The sequence below is a fragment of the Actinomadura sp. WMMB 499 genome (assembly GCF_008824145.1).
Classification (GTDB): Bacteria; Actinomycetota; Actinomycetes; order Streptosporangiales; family Streptosporangiaceae; genus Spirillospora.
On record NZ_CP044407.1, the window covers coordinates 1,781,013 to 1,798,266 of the forward strand.

Below are 17,254 nucleotides of genomic sequence, written 5' to 3' on the forward strand. Positions count from 1 at the left end.
TACTCAGGATCTCTTCGTGCGGCACCCAAAATGAGAAAGGGCCCCGCCGCGTAAACGGCAGGGCCCTCCCCACAAAAAAGGTCCGGCGGCGTCCTACTCTCCCACACAGTCTCCCATGCAGTACCATCGGCGCTGAGAGGCTTAACTACCGGGTTCGGAATGGGACCGGGTGTTTCCCCCTCGCCATAACCACCGAACGACCAACCCCCAACACCCACAGGCGCGGGAAACTCATCGTCCAAGCAGACAGCTCAATAATATTCACTTAACAACACGGGTTCCCGTTTGCTTCAAGGGAACCACACAGGGACGCGAACAAAAACTCATGCAGCGAGATGCTTTGAACGTTCAGTGTGTTCAAGCCACTCGGCCTATTAGTACCGGTCGACTCCACACGTTACCGCGCTTCCATCCCCGGCCTATCAACCCGATCGTCTCTCGGGGGCCTTACCCCACCCGAAGGTGGAAGGGAGAACTCATCTCGAGGAAGGCTTCCCGCTTAGATGCTTTCAGCGGTTATCCCAACCGAACGTAGCCAACCAGCCATGCCCCTGGCAGGACAACTGGCACACCAGAGGTCCGTCCGTCCCGGTCCTCTCGTACTAGGGACAGACCCTCACAATTCTCCTACGCGCGCAGCGGATAGGGACCGAACTGTCTCGCGACGTTCTAAACCCAGCTCGCGTGCCGCTTTAATGGGCGAACAGCCCAACCCTTGGGACCTACTCCAGCCCCAGGATGCGACGAGCCGACATCGAGGTGCCAAACCATCCCGTCGATATGGACTCTTGGGGAAGATCAGCCTGTTATCCCCGGGGTACCTTTTAGCCGTTGAGCGACACCACTTCCACACGTAGGTGCCGGATCACTAGGCCCTGCTTTCGCACCTGCTCGACACGTCCGTCTCACAGTCAAGCTCCCTTGTGCCCTTGCACTCGCCACCTGATTGCCAACCAGGCTGAGGGAACCTTTGGGCGCCTCCGTTACACTTTAGGAGGCAACCGCCCCAGTTAAACTACCCACCAGGCACTGTCCCCCACCCGGATCCACGGGTGCGGGTTAGACGCTCAAAACGACCAGAGTGGTATTTCACCAACGACTCCACCCGAACTGGCGTCCGAGCTTCACAGTCTCCCACCTATCCTACACAAGACGCTCCAAGCGCCAATGCCAAGCTATAGTGAAGGTCCCGGGGTCTTTCCGTCCTGCTGCGCGAAACGAGCATCTTTACTCGTACTGCAATTTCGCCGGGCCTGTGGTTGAGACAGCGGGGAAGTCGTTACGCCATTCGTGCAGGTCGGAACTTACCCGACAAGGAATTTCGCTACCTTAGGATGGTTATAGTTACCACCGCCGTTTACCGGCGCTTAGATTCTCAGCTTCGACCCCCAAAGGGATCTAACCGGTCCTCTTAACGTTCCGGCACCGGGCAGGCGTCAGTCCGTATACCGCGTCTTACGACTTCGCACGGACCTGTGTTTTTAGTAAACAGTCGCTTCCCCCTGGCCTCTGCGACCACACCCAGCTCCCACCGCAAGGATGATCACCAGGCATGGCCCCCCTTCTCCCAAAGTTACGGGGGCAATTTGCCGAGTTCCTTAACCACAGTTCACCCGATCGCCTTGGTATTCTCTACCTGACCACCTGAGTCGGTTTAGGGTACGGGCCGCCGATACACTCGCTAGAGGCTTTTCTCGGCAGCATGGGATCACTCACTTCACCTAAAACGGCTCGGCATCACATCTCACCCTCAATGCGCCACGGATTTGCCTATGGCGCGGGCTACATGCTTACCCCAGGACAACCATCGCCTGGGCTGAGCTACCCTCCTGCGTCACCCCATCACTCACCTACTACCCCCTCGGGTCCCACGCTCCCCACCCAGCAGGCCCGAAGGCCCGACAAGATGGTTCGGATGGTTAGCATCAGAGGATTCAGCGTTGGCGCATACCAGCGGGTACGGGAATATCAACCCGTTGTCCATCGACTACGCCTGTCGGCCTCGCCTTAGGTCCCGACTTACCCTGGGCGGATTAGCCTGCCCCAGGAACCCTTGGTCATCCGGCGCACACGTTTCTCACGCGTGATTCGCTACTCATGCCTGCATTCTCACTCCCACAGCCTCCACCACTCGATCACTCGGCGGCTTCACCGGCTGCAGGACGCTCCCCTACCCACCCGAGACATCATCTCGAGTGCCACGGCTTCGGCGGTGTGCTTGAGCCCCGCTACATTGTCGGCGCGGAATCACTTGACCAGTGAGCTATTACGCACTCTTTCAAGGATGGCTGCTTCTAAGCCAACCTCCTGGTTGTCACGGCAACTCCACATCCTTTACCACTTAGCACACGCTTAGGGGCCTTAGCCGATGATCTGGGCTGTTTCCCTCTCGACTACGAAGCTTATCCCCCGCAGTCTCACTGCCACGCTCTCACTTACCGGCATTCGGAGTTTGGCTGACGTCAGTAACCTTGTAGGGCCCATCAGCCATCCAGTAGCTCTACCTCCGGCAAGAAACACGCGACGCTGCACCTAAATGCATTTCGGGGAGAACCAGCTATCACGGAGTTTGATTGGCCTTTCACCCCTAACCACAGGTCATCCCCCAGGTTTTCAACCCTGGTGGGTTCGGGCCTCCACACCGTCTTACCGGCGCTTCACCCTGCCCATGGCTAGATCACCCCGCTTCGGGTCTACAGCATGCGACTCAAACGCCCTATTCAGACTCGCTTTCGCTACGGCTACCCGCCACCGGTTAACCTCGCCACACACCATAACTCGCAGGCTCATTCTTCAAAAGGCACGCCATCACCCACACAAACACAAGGCTCATGAAGAGGCTCTGACGGCTTGTAGGCACACGGTTTCAGGTACTATTTCACGACCCCTCACCGGGGCACTTTTCACCTTTCCCTCACGGTACTGGTCCGCTATCGGTCACCAGGAAGTATTCAGCCTTACCACGTGGTCGTGGCAGATTCACACAGGATTTCACGGGCCCCGTGCTACTCGGGAACACACCCAGAAGCCACTCAAGTTTCGTCTACCGGACTCTCACCGTCTACGGTCGGCCTTCCCATGCCATTCGACTACCCGAGCAGTTTGTAACTTCTCGCCGGACTGGTAGATCCAGCAGGATGGTCCCACAACCCCGCACACGCAACCCCTACCAAGTATCACACGCGCACGGTTTAGGCTGATCCGCTTTCGCTCACCACTACTCACGGAATCACTATTGTTTTCTCTTCCTGCGGGTACTGAGATGTTTCACTTCCCCGCGTTCCCACCAGCCGCCCTATACATTCAGACGGCGGCGACACCCCATGACGGGTGCCAGGTTTCCCCATTCGGAAATCCCCGGATCAAAGTCTGGTTGCCGACTCCCCGAGGCATATCGCAGGCTCCCACGTCCTTCATCGGCTCCTGATGCCAAGGCATCCACCGTATGCCCTTAAAAACTTGAACACACAAAACGATCAAAACAAATCGCAGATGAGATCGAAACCCGAACGGATTCCAACCTCACCAGAGATGCTCGCGTCCACTGTGCAGTTCTCAAAAAACAACCGGGCCCACCAAACCCCACATCCCCGTTAAGGGACATGGGATCTGGTCCCGCGATCCAGAGGTGCCCGGGCTCGCGCCCGTTCCCTCAGGACCCAACAGCGTGTCCATCAGCCCGCGCACCCGAGCTCGTCGTTCCCACTCCCCGAAGGGCGGTACTGACCGAGCCGCACACACGACCTGATGAATAACCAGTGCTCCACATCTATGAGCAGCCACCCGGCGAACACTCGCCGCCGACGATGGCCACCGACCCGAACACCCCCGCAAGCAGGGGTCGATCCGAGCCAGTTGTGTGCTCCTTAGAAAGGAGGTGATCCAGCCGCACCTTCCGGTACGGCTACCTTGTTACGACTTCGTCCCAATCGCCGGCCCCACCTTCGACCGCTCCCCCCAAAAAGGTTGGGCCACGGGCTTCGGGTGTTGCCGACTTTCGTGACGTGACGGGCGGTGTGTACAAGGCCCGGGAACGTATTCACCGCAGCGTTGCTGATCTGCGATTACTAGCGACTCCGACTTCACGAAGTCGAGTTGCAGACTTCGATCCGAACTGAGACCGGCTTTAAGGGATTCGCTCCACCTCACGGTATCGCAGCCCTCTGTACCGGCCATTGTAGCATGTTTGCAGCCCAAGACATAAGGGCATGATGACTTGACGTCATCCCCACCTTCCTCCGAGTTGACCCCGGCGGTCTCCCATGAGTCCCCACCATAACGTGCTGGCAACATGGAACGAGGGTTGCGCTCGTTGCGGGACTTAACCCAACATCTCACGACACGAGCTGACGACAGCCATGCACCACCTGTCACCGGCCCAAAAAGGACCCACCATCTCTGATGGATTTCCGGCGATGTCAAGCCTTGGTAAGGTTCTTCGCGTTGCGTCGAATTAAGCAACATGCTCCGCCGCTTGTGCGGGCCCCCGTCAATTCCTTTGAGTTTTAGCCTTGCGGCCGTACTCCCCAGGCGGGGCGCTTAATGCGTTAGCTACGGCGCGGAATCCGTGGAAGAACCCCACACCTAGCGCCCAACGTTTACGGCGTGGACTACCAGGGTATCTAATCCTGTTCGCTCCCCACGCTTTCGCTCCTCAGCGTCAGTACAGGCCCAGAGAACCGCCTTCGCCACCGGTGTTCCTCCCGATATCTGCGCATTTCACCGCTACACCGGGAATTCCATTCTCCCCTACCTGCCTCTAGTCTGCCCGTATCCACCGCAGACCCACGGTTAAGCCGTGGGCTTTCACGACAGACGCGACAAACCGCCTACGAGCTCTTTACGCCCAATAATTCCGGACAACGCTTGCGCCCTACGTATTACCGCGGCTGCTGGCACGTAGTTAGCCGGCGCTTCTTCTGCAGGTACCGTCACGTTAGCTTCGTCCCTGCTGAAAGAGGTTTACAACCCGAAGGCCGTCATCCCTCACGCGGCGTCGCTGCGTCAGGCTTCCGCCCATTGCGCAATATTCCCCACTGCTGCCTCCCGTAGGAGTCTGGGCCGTGTCTCAGTCCCAGTGTGACCGGTCGCCCTCTCAGGCCGGTTACCCGTCGTCGCCTTGGTAGGCCGTTACCCCACCAACAAGCTGATAGGCCGCGAGCCCATCCCTGACCGATAAATCTTTCCACCACCGCTGCAGGAGCAGGATGGTCGCATCCGGTATTAGACCTGGTTTCCCGGGCTTATCCCAGAGTCAGGGGCAGGTTGCTCACGTGTTACTCACCCGTTCGCCGCTCGAGTACCCCCGAAGGGGCCTTTCCGCTCGACTTGCATGTGTTAAGCACGCCGCCAGCGTTCGTCCTGAGCCAGGATCAAACTCTCCATTAAGGTCCATCACGACCCACCCCGGGGGCGAACCCGAGACGAGCCAAACCTTGGAAACAATCCCAGCAATGCATCCATACGGATGCTTGCCTCAAAGAAATCCCCAGCCCCTCGCACCTCCCCAAAGAGAAGGCACCAGAAGCCACGGGGTGATCCGGCCTACCGGCCAGATCGATAAAGGCACTGGCTTTTAACACGCTGTTGAGTTCTCAAGAAACGGACACCCACCGCGCTCGACCCGCTTTCGCAAGCCTCGTTCCGGGGCAACCCTTCAATCTTACCTGGTTCTTCGATCCTGTCAACCGGCTCTTGCGAGTCGATCTCGAGGTCGGCGCCCGCCCTCCGGGACGCGCTGCCGCAGACGGTATAGACCATCTTAGGAAGATCGTTCGGAGGAGTCCCTCGGGCCGGCCACCTTGCGGCGTCCTGCATCCCGTTCGGGCTTGCCACTCCAGCGTAACTCGGTTCGAAGCGTGCTTCGAACCGTTTTCCCGTCCGAGTGGCCTCCCCGGGGCCGTCCGCCTCTCGGCGTCCCGCATCCCCTTGGGCAGGAAGAACATTAGGCAGCCCGGGACTGATCGTCAAATCGAGCCGTCCACCTCCGTGGTGTCGTCCCGAAACCTCCTGGTCATGTGGGTGTACGAGCTCGATGTCAGCCGCACGCGCCAGGGCGGGATCTGCTGCCTCGGCCTCCGTGAGGCCCCTGTCAGGGACTCGCCTCCGGTGGCTGAGGTCACACACGGACTTGGCTGGAGATATGGCCTACTCGCGCCTGAGGCTCCACCTGGCGGCGGGTCTGGCCGGTTGCCCGGGCGTCACACCTACCTGCAGCGCGTGCCGCCGAGGCTCGTGCCGTCAGCCGGACGGGTCGTGGGGCGGGCCCGCGCGTCCCGGCGCGTCCGCCGCGCGGGGCCGGACGGACGTCACCATGCCGGGCGCGGAGTCGAGGAACGCGGCCCGGTCGACGGCCCGTCCGCGCCGGTAGGCGGCGGCGAACGCGTCGGCGCCGAGGGCCCGCGCGGCGGACTCGGTGATGCGGTGGCCTTCGTAGGTGCCGCTGTCGCGGTAGCCGCGCAGGCTGTGGACGGTGCCGAGGAGTTCGGCGGCGCGGGCGTGCTCGCCGCAGGCGGCGGCTAGGGCGGCGACGCCCTCGCCGAGGACGGCGAGGGTCGGGTTGCCGGCGAAGACGTCCTCCCGCAGGCCGTCGAGCGCGCGGGCGTGCCAGCCGCGGGCGGCCTCGAGGTCGCCCTCCTCCTCCGCGAGGCAGCCCATCCGCATGTGGACGCGGCGCGCGAGGAGGCCGACGTCGGGGCGGTACCGCCCCGAGGCGGTCCAGGTGTGGACGCGGTCGGCGAGTTCGCGGGCGGTGGCACGGTCGCCTTCCCAGAGGGCGAGTTCGCACAGGGAGAGGGCGGCGGTGCCCGCGTCCGCGAGGTCGCCGCGACGTTCCATCGCGTGCATGGCCGCCTCGAAGTCCTTGCGGGCGCCCGCGTGGTCGCCGCTCCGGGTCCGCACCTCGCCGACGAAGACCCGCATCATGATGCCGGCGTCCACCCCGATGCCCGCCTCCGCGAGGCGCTGCGCCTCCTCGGCGCAGCGGAGCGCGGCGTCGTGGTCGCCGCGGGCCATGCGGACCTGCATGGCGCAGCCGAGGGCGCCGAGAAGGCCCCACCGGTCGCCGATCTCGCGGAACCGGTCGCAGCCGGTGGCGGCCTCGGTGTCCGCGGCGTCGATGTCGCCGACGTTGATCGCGATGTGGCCGAGCACGACGTGGCAGACGGCGCGCACCCAGGGGTCCGGATGGTGGTCGAGGACCAGCAGCCGGTCGCGCGCCCCGCCCATGTCGCCGCCGAAGAGGGCGTGTATCGGACGGGCGAGCGCGAGGATCGGGTGCCGCGGGGCCTCGGGGACGCTCGCCACGACACGGTCGATGAGGGCGCGCAGCGACGTGGTCGTCGGTTCCGCACGGTCGGCGCCGGCGAACTCGCTGAACAGGGCGGCGGTCAGGCCGGCGAGGCAGTGCTGTTCGGCGAGCCCCGGCGGCGGCGCGTCCCCGGCCAGTTCGTGGACGGGCCGTGCGAAGCCGCCCGCCTCGATCTCCATGTCGCGCATGAACCAGAACCACATGAGGGCGCCGAAGAGGCGCAGCGCCGACTCGACGTCCCGGGCGTCCACGGCGTGGCGGATCGCGGCGGACAGGTTGTCGCGGTCGGCGGACAGCCGGTCGACCCAGGCGAGCTGGTCGGCGCGGCGCAGTTCGGGGTCGGCGCGCTCGGCGAGGTCGAGGAAGCAGGCGGCGTGCTCGGCGCGGATCCGGCCGGCTTCGCCGGCCTCGCCGAGGCGTTCGCCGGCGTAGACGCGGACGGTCTCCAGCAGCCGGTAGCGGACGTCCGTGCCGCCGTCGGCGAGGACGAGCGACTTGTCGATGAGCGCGGCGATCACGTCGAGGACGTCGTCGGGGGCGGGGGCGTCCGGGGCGGTGAGCCCGCAGACGCGGGCGGCGGCGTCGGGGGTGGCGCCGCCCGCGAACACCGACAGCCTGCGCAGAACGGTGCGTTCGACGTCGTCCAGCAGGTCCCAGCTCCAGTCGACGACGGCGCGCAGGGTGCGGTGCCGGGGCAGCGCGGCGCGGCTCCCCGCGGACAGCAGCCGAAACCGGTCGCCGAGGCGGGCGGCGACCTGGCCGGGGGTGAGGGCGCGGAGCCGGGCGGCGGCGAGTTCGATGGCGAGGGGGACGCCGTCGAGGGCGCGGCAGATCTCGACGACGTCGGCCGCGGTGGCGGCGTCGACGGCGAAGCCGGGACGGACGGCGCGGGCGCGGTCGGCGAACAGCCGGACGGACGCGTACCGCAGCGCCTCGTCTGCGTCCGGCGGTTCGCCGTCGGCGGCGGGCGGGAGCGGCAGGGACGGGACCGGGCACAGCGACTCGCCGGTGATGCCGAGCGGTTCGCGGCTGGTGGCGAGGATCCGCACGCCGGGCGCCCGGGCGAGGAGGTGGTCGGTGAGCCGGGCGACGGCGTCGACGAGGTGCTCGCAGTTGTCGAGGACGAGGACGAGGCGCTTGGCGGCGAGGAAGCCGGTGAGCCGTTCGAGGGGACGCACCACGACGGTGCGTCCCTCGGCGGTCCACACGGTGTCGACGACGCCGAGCGCGGTGAGCACGGCCTGGACGAGGTCGCCGGAGTCGCTGACCGGGGCGAGCGGGACGAACCAGACGCCGTCCGGCGTGTCGGCGACCCGTCCGGCGGCGATCTCCCCGGCGAGCCGGGTCTTGCCCGCGCCGCCGGGGCCGGTGAGGGTGACGAGCCGCTGCTCGCGCAGCAGTTCGCCGACGCGCCGCGACTCGTCCTCCCGGCCGACGAACGTGGTGAGCTGCGCGGGCAGGTTGGTCATCCGCCGGGCCGGGACCGGATCCGCGCCCGCGCGGGCGGAGCCGTCCGGGTGGCCGGGCCCGTGCCCGTCCGGGCCCTGCACGCTCGGGTAGCGCCCGTTCGCGCCGTGCGGCCCCTCGTCGCGCAGGATCGCGAGATGGACGGCGCTGAGGTCGGGAGACGGGTCGGCGCCGAGCCGGTCGGCGAGGGCGCGGCGCGTCTCCTCGTACGCCTCGAGGGCCTCGGCCCGGCGGCCGGCCGCGTGCAGCGCGCGCAGGTAGTGGGCGCGGAGCCGTTCGCGCAGCGGGTTCGCGGCGGCGACGGCGGCGAACTCGGCGGGCGGCGGGACGGGGCGTGCGGCGGCGCGGTCGGCGTCCAGCCGGTCCTCGAGGGCGGCGAGCCGCAGCTCGTCCAGGCGGGCGATCGCGGGGCGGGCGAAGCCGTCGCCGGCGACGTCGGCCAGGGCGGCACCGCGCCACAGGGCGAGCGCGCCGCGCAGCTCGTCGGCCCGGCGCGCCGGATCGGTGGTCCGGCGGGCGGCGGTGACGGCGCGCTCGAACGCGACGGCGTCCACCTCGCCCGGATCGATGCCGAGCCGGTAGCCGCCGGGACCGTGCTCGACGGCGTCCCGGCCGGCCGCGCCGCGCAGCCTGGACACGAGGGCCTGCAGGGCGTTGCCTCCGGGCGGGGCGCCGTCCCACAGATCGTCGAGCAGCCGTGCGGCCGGGACGGGGCGGCCCGCGTCGATCGCCAGCCGGACCAGCAGGGCGCGCAGCCTCGGGCCGCCGACCTCGACGGGCCGCCCGGCCGCGTCCCGCACGACCAGCGGGCCCAGGATGCCGATGCGCACGTGTCCCCTTTCCCGGCCCATTGTCCCCGATGGGTGGACGGCCCGAGCCGGGTCGTTGATCGCGGGCCGGAACTCGCGCTCGTCCTGGATCGCGCCGACGGTCGGGCCGGCCCCGAGGGCGACGGGTTCCGCTCGCTCGGGCCGTTCGGCCGCTGCTCGGGGGACGTTCGGTCCGGCTGAGGCGGCGGCGGGGTCCGGCAACGAGCGCCCCATTCTTTACGTTTGCCCCATATGGAACGGGTACGGCGACCCCATGGAGCTGTCATTCCTCAAAACGCTGTACCAGCACCCGGGCCCCTACGCGTCGGTGTACGCCGATCTCACCCGGACGACCGAGGACGCCTCCAAGGCCGCCGAGCTGCGGTGGCGGGCACTGCGCACCGATCTGGAGGAGCAGGGCACCCCCGCCGCCACTCTGCGCGCGATCGAGGCGACGATCGAGAACGAGATGGCGGCGCGACGCTCCGAGGGGCTGGTGATCTTCGCGGCGGACGGCGAGGTGCTGCACGCCGAGCGGCTCCCGGGCCCGCCGCGCGTACCGCAGGCCCGGCTGGCTCCGCTCCCCCACGTCCTGCCCTACCTGGCCGAGCGCGGCGAGCGGTTCCCGCACCTGGTCGCCGTCGTGGACCGCCGGGGCGGCGCGATCGACTGCGTCACCGCCGACGGGCGGCACAGGCACATCGACGTGGACGGCGACGAGGACTATCCGATCCGCAAGACGAAGGCCGGTGACTGGAACCAGTCGCGGTTCCAGCGCTCGTCCGAGAACGTCTGGAAGGCGAACGCGAAGAAGGTCGCCCAGGAGATCGACAGGGCCGCCGAGCGCTGCGGCGCGGAGGCCGTGGTGATCGCGGGCGACACGCGCGCCCGGACGGCCGTGCTGGAGGAGGTCTCCGAGCACGTCCTGGAGCACGCCGTCGAACTCGACCGCAACACCGGCGTCCACGATCCGGAGCTGGACGCCGAGCTGGACCGCATCCTCGACCTCAAGACGGCCGAGCACGTCATGACCGTCGCCGAGCGCTTCGACCGGGAACTCGCCAACGGCCAGCGGGCCGTGTCCGGCATCCCCGCGATCGTCGAGGCCGTCCGCCAGGGCCAGGTCGAGACGCTGCTGCTGGACGAGTACCCCGACGCCTCGGAGCGCCTGTGGTTCGGTCCCGACCCGATGCAACTCGCGTCGTCCGCCGAGGAGCTCCGCACCGAGTTCGGCGTCACCGACGTCCGCGAGGACCGGGCGGACGCCGCGCTCGTCCGTGCCGTCGCGGCCACCGACGGGGAGCTGGTGGTGCTCCCGTCCAACGGCGGCGAGCATCACGAGATGGGCGCCGTGCTCCGCTTCATGGCGTGACCGTTCGACTCCGGGTGGCCCCGGCGGCGACGGCCGCCGGTGCCGCCCGGTCGGGCGCACCCGGGCGAGGCGGTCGGGAACGGTGCTGACCGCGGACGCCGACGAGGCCATCTGAGGCCCGTCGACGGCGAAGGCCGCTCGAGACCCTGGTCTCGAGCGGCCTTCGCCGTGTCTGTGGAGCTATGGGGATTCGAACCCCAGACCTCCTCCATGCCATGGAGGCGCGCTACCAACTGCGCCATAGCCCCTCGGTGCAGTGATGAGTTTAGTGCACCTGAGGCACCGCTTGGAACGCGAACCGCGGAGGGGCCCTCCGCGGTCCGCGCCACGCGTCAGCGAGCGGGCGCGCCCGCATCGGCCGCACCCGCGCCGGCCGTGCCGTCCCGGCCGTGGCTGTAGGAGTGCCACTCGCCGTGCTGCAGGGTCGGGATCCAGACGGTGAGCCCTTCGGGCCATGCCACCGGCAGCCCGAGGAGCCGGTCCTTGTGGTCGGCCACGTCATGGGGGTGGGTGTTCGCCTCGGTGGGCTGACCGGCGGCCGACGGGGTGTAGTCACGGGGCATCTGGAGCTGCTGGAACTCGCCGGACGCCCCCGCCTGTTCGTCGCCCGCGAGCGGCTCGCTCACGGGCTGCTCGTTCGCCGGCTGCTCGCTCACGAGGGTGCACAGGGTCTTGGCGAGGTCCGGTCGCCCCGGGAGCAGCTTGATCTGCTCCAGGATGCCGAGCGCCTTGGCGCACTCCCCGTTCTTCTGCACCGGCACCGCGCGCGGCGCCGATTCCGCCGCCGGGGCCCGGTCCGGCGCATGGGCCGGCACCGCGACCCGCGCCGCCGCGGGCGCCGCCACCGCCACGACCGAGGCGGCCACGAGGGCGGGCAGTGTCGCTCTTCCGGTGATACGAGCTGTCATTGGGGCTACCCCTCATCTCGATCGACATCGCCAATGGCGACTGTTCCCGCGTGATCGAGACGGTGAAGCGCGGGCAGGGCAAAGGAAGCCGTTCCCGTGATCAACGTTTTGCGCGCTCCCGGCCACGAGTCCCGACATGCCGTGATCTGCACCGGAGATCGCGGCGAACACGCACGAATTCCGTTCTCGGCAAGAGCTGGTGATCTATGTAAATCCGAACAGCCTCCAATCCGTCACGATTCTCCAGCCGATTTCGGGCAAGTCGGCCGTCCCGCGACCGGGGCGGGACGGTCTTCACACATCGAAAGAGGCGCCGAGGCCCGGGGCCTCGACGCCTCTTTCGATGAACGTGGAGCTATGGGGATTCGAACCCCAGACCTCCTCCATGCCATGGAGGCGCGCTACCAACTGCGCCATAGCCCCGCACCCCTGCGTGGACGTTCATCCCGCAGGGCCCGATCAGTGTATCGGACTCGGCGGACGGGACACGAATCGTTTCGCGTTCACGCGCCGTTGTCGGTGCGATCGTCGCCGAGGACGGGTTCGGGGAGGGTGCCCGCGTTGTGCTCGGCGAGGCGCCAGCCGCCGTCCCGCATCTCGGTGAGGACGGACCAGCAGCAGTTCGACAGGCCGCCGAGGCGCTCCCAGACGCTCTCGGGGAGGCCGAGGAGGTGCGACATGCCGAGCCGGAGCGCGGCGCCGTGCGAGGCGACGACGAGCGTCCCGGTGGGGGGCAGGTCGTCGAGGGCGCGGTCGAGGGCGGTGCCGACGCGCTTGGCGACCTGCGCGCTCGTCTCCCCGCCGGGCGGCTGCCAGGCGGCGTGCTCGGCGGGGTAGCGCGCGCGGATCTCGCGGCCGGTGAGGCCCTCCCATTCGCCGCCGTCGCGCTCGATCAGGTCGCGGTCGTAGCGGACGGGCAGGCCGGTGACCTCGGCGAGGCTCGCGGCCGTGACGGACGCGCGCTGCAGCGGCGACGCGAGCAGCTGCGTCGGCCGCAGGCCGGCGAGGAGGCGGGCGGCGCGGTTCGCCTGCTGGATCCCGGTCTCGTCCAGGGGGATGTCGGTCTTGCCCTGGAAGCGGTTCTCGACGTTCCAGGCGGTCTGGCCGTGCCGCCACAGGACGAGGCACCGCCTGCCCGGCTCGCGGGCCGGACGGGCGTCACTCACTCGCGCTCCCGACGGTGCGGGCGCGGTGCTCCTGGTGCGCGGTGACGGACTCGGGGAGCGTGATCACCGGGCAGTCCTTCCAGAGGCGTTCGAGGGCGTAGAACACGCGGTCCTCTTCATGCTGGACGTGCACGATGACGTCGGCGTAGTCGAGGAGCACCCAGCGTCCCTCGCGCTCGCCCTCGCGGCGGACGGGCTTGGCGTCGGCCTCCTCGCGGAGCCGCTTCTCGACCTCGTCCACGATGGAGCGGACCTGGCGGTCGTTGGGGGCGGAGCAGAGCACGAACGCGTCGGTGATGACGAGCTGCTCGCTCACGTCGTAGGCCAGGATGTCGTCGGCCAGTTTGTCTCCCGCCGCCTCGGCGGCGATCCGGACCAGCTGTGCGGCCCTGTCGGATGCGGTCACGATGCGCTCGCGATCCTCCCTGTAGGGGACGTCTCGGTCCCACCATCTCACGGGTGGGGCCCGGCGGCCCGCTCAATTGTCGTTCGGCCGCGCTCGCCCGCGACCCTTCTCCTCCAGGGTATGTCCCGTGACGCGGTGCCGGGAGGCGCCGTCCGGACGAGCGGTGCGGATCTCCGCGCAGGTCAGGAGGCGTCGTCGCGGTACAGCCCGCGCTTGTTGATGTACTGGACGATCCCGTCCGGGACCAGGTACCAGATCGGCTCACCGGAATGGACGCGGTCGCGGCACTCGGTGGAGGAGATCGACAGCGCGGGCACCTCCATGAGCGACACCCGCCCGTTGGGCAGGCCGGGGTCGGCGAGGCGGTGCCCGGGCCGGGTGACGCCGACGAAATGGGCGAGTTCGAACAGTTCGTCGGTGTCGTGCCAGGTGAGCATCTTCTCGAGGGCGTCCGCACCGGTGATGAAGAACAGGTCGGCGTCGGGGCCCTGGACGTCGCGGACGTCGCGCAGGGTGTCGACGGTGTAGGTGGGACCGGGACGGTCGATGTCGACGCGGCTGACGGAGAAGCGCGGGTTGGAGGCGGTGGCGATCACGGCCATGAGGTAGCGGTCCTCGGCGGCGGCGACCTTGCGGCCCTCCTTGTGGGACGAGCGGCCGGTGGGGACGAAGACCACCTCGTCCAGCGAGAAGAAGTGCGCCACCTCGCTGGCGGCCACCAGGTGGCCGTGATGGATGGGGTCGAACGTGCCGCCCATGATCCCGAGCCGCCGCTTTTGCGTCATGACGACGAGAATAGCCAGCCGGCGGCACCCCCGGAACGTTCACCCCGGCGTCCGGCGGGAACCCTGTGGCGCGCCGGTTCGTCACAACTACCATGCCTGACATGACGGAGAACACACCGGACCGAGCACGCAAGCGCTTCCCGGGGATCAGCTCCCGGGCCTACGAACACCCGGCGGACCGCTCGGCGCTGGTCGCGCTGCGCTCGCTGTCCGGGTTCGACGTCGTCCTGCGCAAGCTGTCGGGGCTGATCAACGAGCGGGCCATCAGGCTGATGTTCCTCGGCGGGGCCGTCCGCGTCGGCGAGGACCAGTTCCGCCAGCTGCACGACATGGTCAGGGACGCGTCCTACATCCTGGACATGAAGAAGGTCCCCGACGTCTTCGTGAAGCAGGACCCGACCCCGAACGCGATGGCGCTCGGCTCGGCCGACCCCTTCATCGTGATCAACACCGGGCTGATCGACCTGCTGGACGACGAGGAGCTCCGGTTCGTCGTCGGGCACGAGGTGGGCCACATCCTGTCGGGGCACGCCGTCTACCAGACGATGATGCAGATCCTGATCGGGCTCGGTTCGCGCCTCGCGTGGCTGCCGCTCGGCAACGTCGGCATCGCGGCGATCATCATCGGGCTGCGGGAGTGGTTCCGCAAGGCCGAACTGTCGTCGGACCGCGCCGGCCTGCTCGCCGGGCAGGATCTGGACGCCGCCAAGCGCGTCAACATGAAGCTCGCGGGCGGCACGAAGCTGTCGGAGATGAGCGCGGAAGCGTTCCTGGCGCAGGCGCGCGAGTACGACGCGGCCGGCGACGTCCGGGACGGGCTGCTGAAGTTCCTGAACCTGCTGCCGCAGTCGCACCCGTTCGCGGTGATCCGGTTCGCGGAGATCGACCGGTGGGCGCGCAGCGGCGAGTACGAGCGGATCCTCGCCGGGGACTACCCGCGCCGCGACGACGACGGCGACGCGAAGGTCACCGACGAGGTCAAGAACGCCGCGCGGTCGTACCGGGAGTCGTGGGAGCAGACGGCCGACCCGTTCGTCGGGAAGGTCCGCGACATGGCGGACGCCGCGGCGGGCGCCGCGGGCGGCCTGTTCGACCGCATCTCCCGCCGTCCCAACGGCAACTGAGTTCCCCCGGAGGGCCGCCGCGACGGGTCGCGGCGGCCCTCCGGCATGCCCGGCCGGGCCTAGAACGGCTTCGGGACGAGCAGTTCGACGTTGCGGTCGCCGGTGGCGCCGCGGCGCTCGTCCGGGGCGTCCTGCCAGTCGTTGCCGGCCAGCTCGCGGGCGAGGGAGGCCAGCCGGACGGGGTCGCCGATCCGGCCGCCGTGGGCGGCGGGCCCGGCCGAGTCGAGGACGGTCGCGAAGATCGACAGGGTGCCGTCGCCGTTGTCGGCGAGTTCCACGATGCGGCTCTGCTGCGGGAAGTCGATGTGCGCGGCCGTGTTGACCTCCCAGAAGCCGCCCGGCCCGAACGCGGCGCCGTCCTCGCGGGCGTGCGGGATCACCTCGTTGCGGTGGGTGTGGCCGTTCACCCACAGGACCACGTTCGGGTAGCGCAGCAGGAGCGCCCGCACCTCGTCGCCGAGGACGCGGCCGCCGCCGAGCGGGTTGCCGAGAGAGGCGATCGGGTGGTGGCTGAACAGCACGAACAGCCGGTCCCGGACGTCGTGGGCGACGACTTCGCCGCGGGCGTCGAGGTGGCGGCTGCTGCCCGCCCTGAGCTCGTCCTCCAGCCAGCGGAGCTGGGCGCGGTCGAGCGAGCCCTCCGCGACGCCGTTGGGGTTGACGGTGTCGAGCGCGATGCCGCGCACGACGCCCTGGTCGAACGCGTAGTGGGCGGTCCCGTCGCGGAGGTTGGCGGTCGTGAAGCCGTGGCCGCGCAGGGACGCGCTCGTGCTGAAGTGCTCGCGGACGATCTCGGCGCGCGACAGCATCCGCCGGTCCGGGTCGGGGGTGACCGGCCGGAACAGCCCGCCGGACGCGCCGCGCTCGCGGCTCAACCGCACCAGTTCGCGGCCGTTCGCGTCGGTGATCATGCGGGCGAGCCGCTCCGCCTGCGCGCCGTCGGCCGGGGCGCCGATCTTGATGCCGCCGACGGCGAGCGCGGTGACCAGCGGGTTGACGGGCAGGTTCCCCTGGACGAGGCCGTCGTGGTTGCCGAACACCGCGTACCAGGGCGCCCGCAGGCCGGTCGCCCGGAAGGGGCGGCGCGCGGCGTCCAGCAGGCCGTCGATCCACGGGAACCCGTGCCGGGTCATGGGCAGGTCGGCGTCGGCGCCGGGCGGCGGGCCCTCGGGGTGCCAGTAGGCGCGGTCGTAGGCGGCGTGGTCCATGACGCCCTCGTACCGGGCCGGGTCGCCGGAGTCGGGGCTGACGCGCTCGCCGTCGAGCAGGTCGATGATCCAGCGGATCTCGTTGAACTGCGCGTTGTCGGCGGCGTCCCCGGTGTTGATGACGAACGCGAGGTCGAGGCCGGTCGCCGGGCCCCGCCCGACGGCGTTCATCGCGCGGACCATCGCCTCGGCGACGTGCGTGGACAGGAACTCCTGCGGCCGGTACGCGCCCTCGACGGGCAGGATGCTCAGGGCGTCCTTGAACCGGTCGGCGAACTCGACGCGCGCCGGGGACTGCGCGTCGGTCACGTGCACGTCGGTGAGGTGCCCGAAGGCCAGCACGCCCCGGCGGCGCGCGGCCCGGCCGGGGAACGCGGTGCCGCCGAGGTCGCGGCGCAGGACGTGCGGCTCCCCCGGGCCGGCGACGATCTCGCGGTAGCCGCCGGTGCCCGGCGGGCCGAGGAGGTAGGTGCGGTCGAGGGTCGTGCCGGCGACCGGCCCGCGCAGGCGGGGCGCGGCCGCGGCGCGGGCCGGGAAGGCGGTGAGTCCGGTGGCGGCGATCCCCGCCCCGAGGGCGGCGCCCCGCAGGACGCGGCGGCGGCTGATCTCACGAGTCACGCTGTGGATCAGATCACACGGACTCGAGTGACATCAAGGCCTGAGGTGTCACATAAGTGAACAACTCTCGGATCAGCCGCCG

8 protein-coding genes, 2 tRNA genes and 3 rRNA genes are annotated in these 17,254 nt (G+C 68.6%); 2 read left to right on the forward strand and 11 right to left on the reverse strand.

Translation table 11 applies throughout. The features are described 5' to 3' along the window. Positions 1 to 80 precede the first annotated feature (80 nt). From rrf to F7P10_RS07790, 4 genes are all read right to left on the reverse strand, one after another. A 5S ribosomal RNA gene (gene rrf / locus F7P10_RS07775) occupies positions 81 to 197 on the reverse strand. A gap of 156 nt (positions 198 to 353) precedes the next feature. Then, positions 354 to 3,465, reverse strand: a 23S ribosomal RNA gene (locus tag F7P10_RS07780). Positions 3,466 to 3,870: 405 nt separating this feature from the next. Further along, positions 3,871 to 5,388 (reverse strand): 16S ribosomal RNA (locus F7P10_RS07785). The 16S, 23S and 5S rRNA genes sit together here, the layout of an rRNA operon. A gap of 852 nt (positions 5,389 to 6,240) precedes the next feature. Further along, positions 6,241 to 9,606, reverse strand: a complete 3,366-nt coding sequence (locus tag F7P10_RS07790) for a BTAD domain-containing putative transcriptional regulator (protein WP_176611347.1) — start codon at positions 9,604 to 9,606, stop codon at positions 6,241 to 6,243. A gap of 253 nt (positions 9,607 to 9,859) precedes the next feature. On the opposite strand from F7P10_RS07790, the gene F7P10_RS07795 reads away from it, so the two are divergent. Next, positions 9,860 to 10,957 (forward strand): Vms1/Ankzf1 family peptidyl-tRNA hydrolase, encoded by a 1,098-nt coding sequence (locus tag F7P10_RS07795; RefSeq protein WP_151008734.1) that lies wholly within the window; start codon positions 9,860 to 9,862, stop codon positions 10,955 to 10,957. A gap of 175 nt (positions 10,958 to 11,132) precedes the next feature. Here F7P10_RS07795 and F7P10_RS07800 read toward each other — a convergent pair. The 6 genes from F7P10_RS07800 to nadD form a co-directional block, all read right to left on the reverse strand. Then, a tRNA-Ala gene (locus F7P10_RS07800) sits at positions 11,133 to 11,205 on the reverse strand. 84 nt (positions 11,206 to 11,289) lie between these two features. Further along, the gene (locus F7P10_RS07805) at positions 11,290 to 11,865 is read right to left on the reverse strand and encodes a hypothetical protein (RefSeq protein WP_151008735.1); all 576 of its coding nucleotides are present in this window, start codon (positions 11,863 to 11,865) and stop codon (positions 11,290 to 11,292) included. Between the two features lie 350 nt (positions 11,866 to 12,215). Continuing rightward, a tRNA-Ala gene (locus F7P10_RS07810) sits at positions 12,216 to 12,288 on the reverse strand. A gap of 80 nt (positions 12,289 to 12,368) precedes the next feature. Then, the gene (locus F7P10_RS07815; protein ID WP_151008736.1) at positions 12,369 to 13,031 is read right to left on the reverse strand and encodes a histidine phosphatase family protein; all 663 of its coding nucleotides are present in this window, start codon (positions 13,029 to 13,031) and stop codon (positions 12,369 to 12,371) included. Continuing rightward, positions 13,024 to 13,437, reverse strand: a complete 414-nt coding sequence (gene rsfS, locus F7P10_RS07820; protein ID WP_151008737.1) for a ribosome silencing factor — start codon at positions 13,435 to 13,437, stop codon at positions 13,024 to 13,026. The genes F7P10_RS07815 and rsfS overlap by 8 nt, the downstream gene beginning before the upstream one ends. Positions 13,438 to 13,619: 182 nt before the next feature. Continuing rightward, positions 13,620 to 14,222, reverse strand: coding sequence for a nicotinate-nucleotide adenylyltransferase (gene nadD, locus F7P10_RS07825; RefSeq protein WP_151008738.1), 603 nt, complete (start codon positions 14,220 to 14,222; stop codon positions 13,620 to 13,622). 101 nt (positions 14,223 to 14,323) lie between these two features. Between nadD and F7P10_RS07830 the strand changes: the two genes are divergently transcribed. Beyond that, the gene (locus tag F7P10_RS07830; RefSeq protein ID WP_151008739.1) at positions 14,324 to 15,346 is read left to right on the forward strand and encodes a M48 family metallopeptidase; all 1,023 of its coding nucleotides are present in this window, start codon (positions 14,324 to 14,326) and stop codon (positions 15,344 to 15,346) included. 59 nt (positions 15,347 to 15,405) lie between these two features. On the opposite strand, the gene F7P10_RS07835 is transcribed toward F7P10_RS07830, so the two are convergent. After that, complete coding sequence (locus tag F7P10_RS07835) at positions 15,406 to 17,172, reverse strand: TIGR03767 family metallophosphoesterase (RefSeq protein ID WP_151008740.1); 1,767 nt, start codon at positions 17,170 to 17,172, stop codon at positions 15,406 to 15,408. Positions 17,173 to 17,254: the final 82 nt, after the last annotated feature.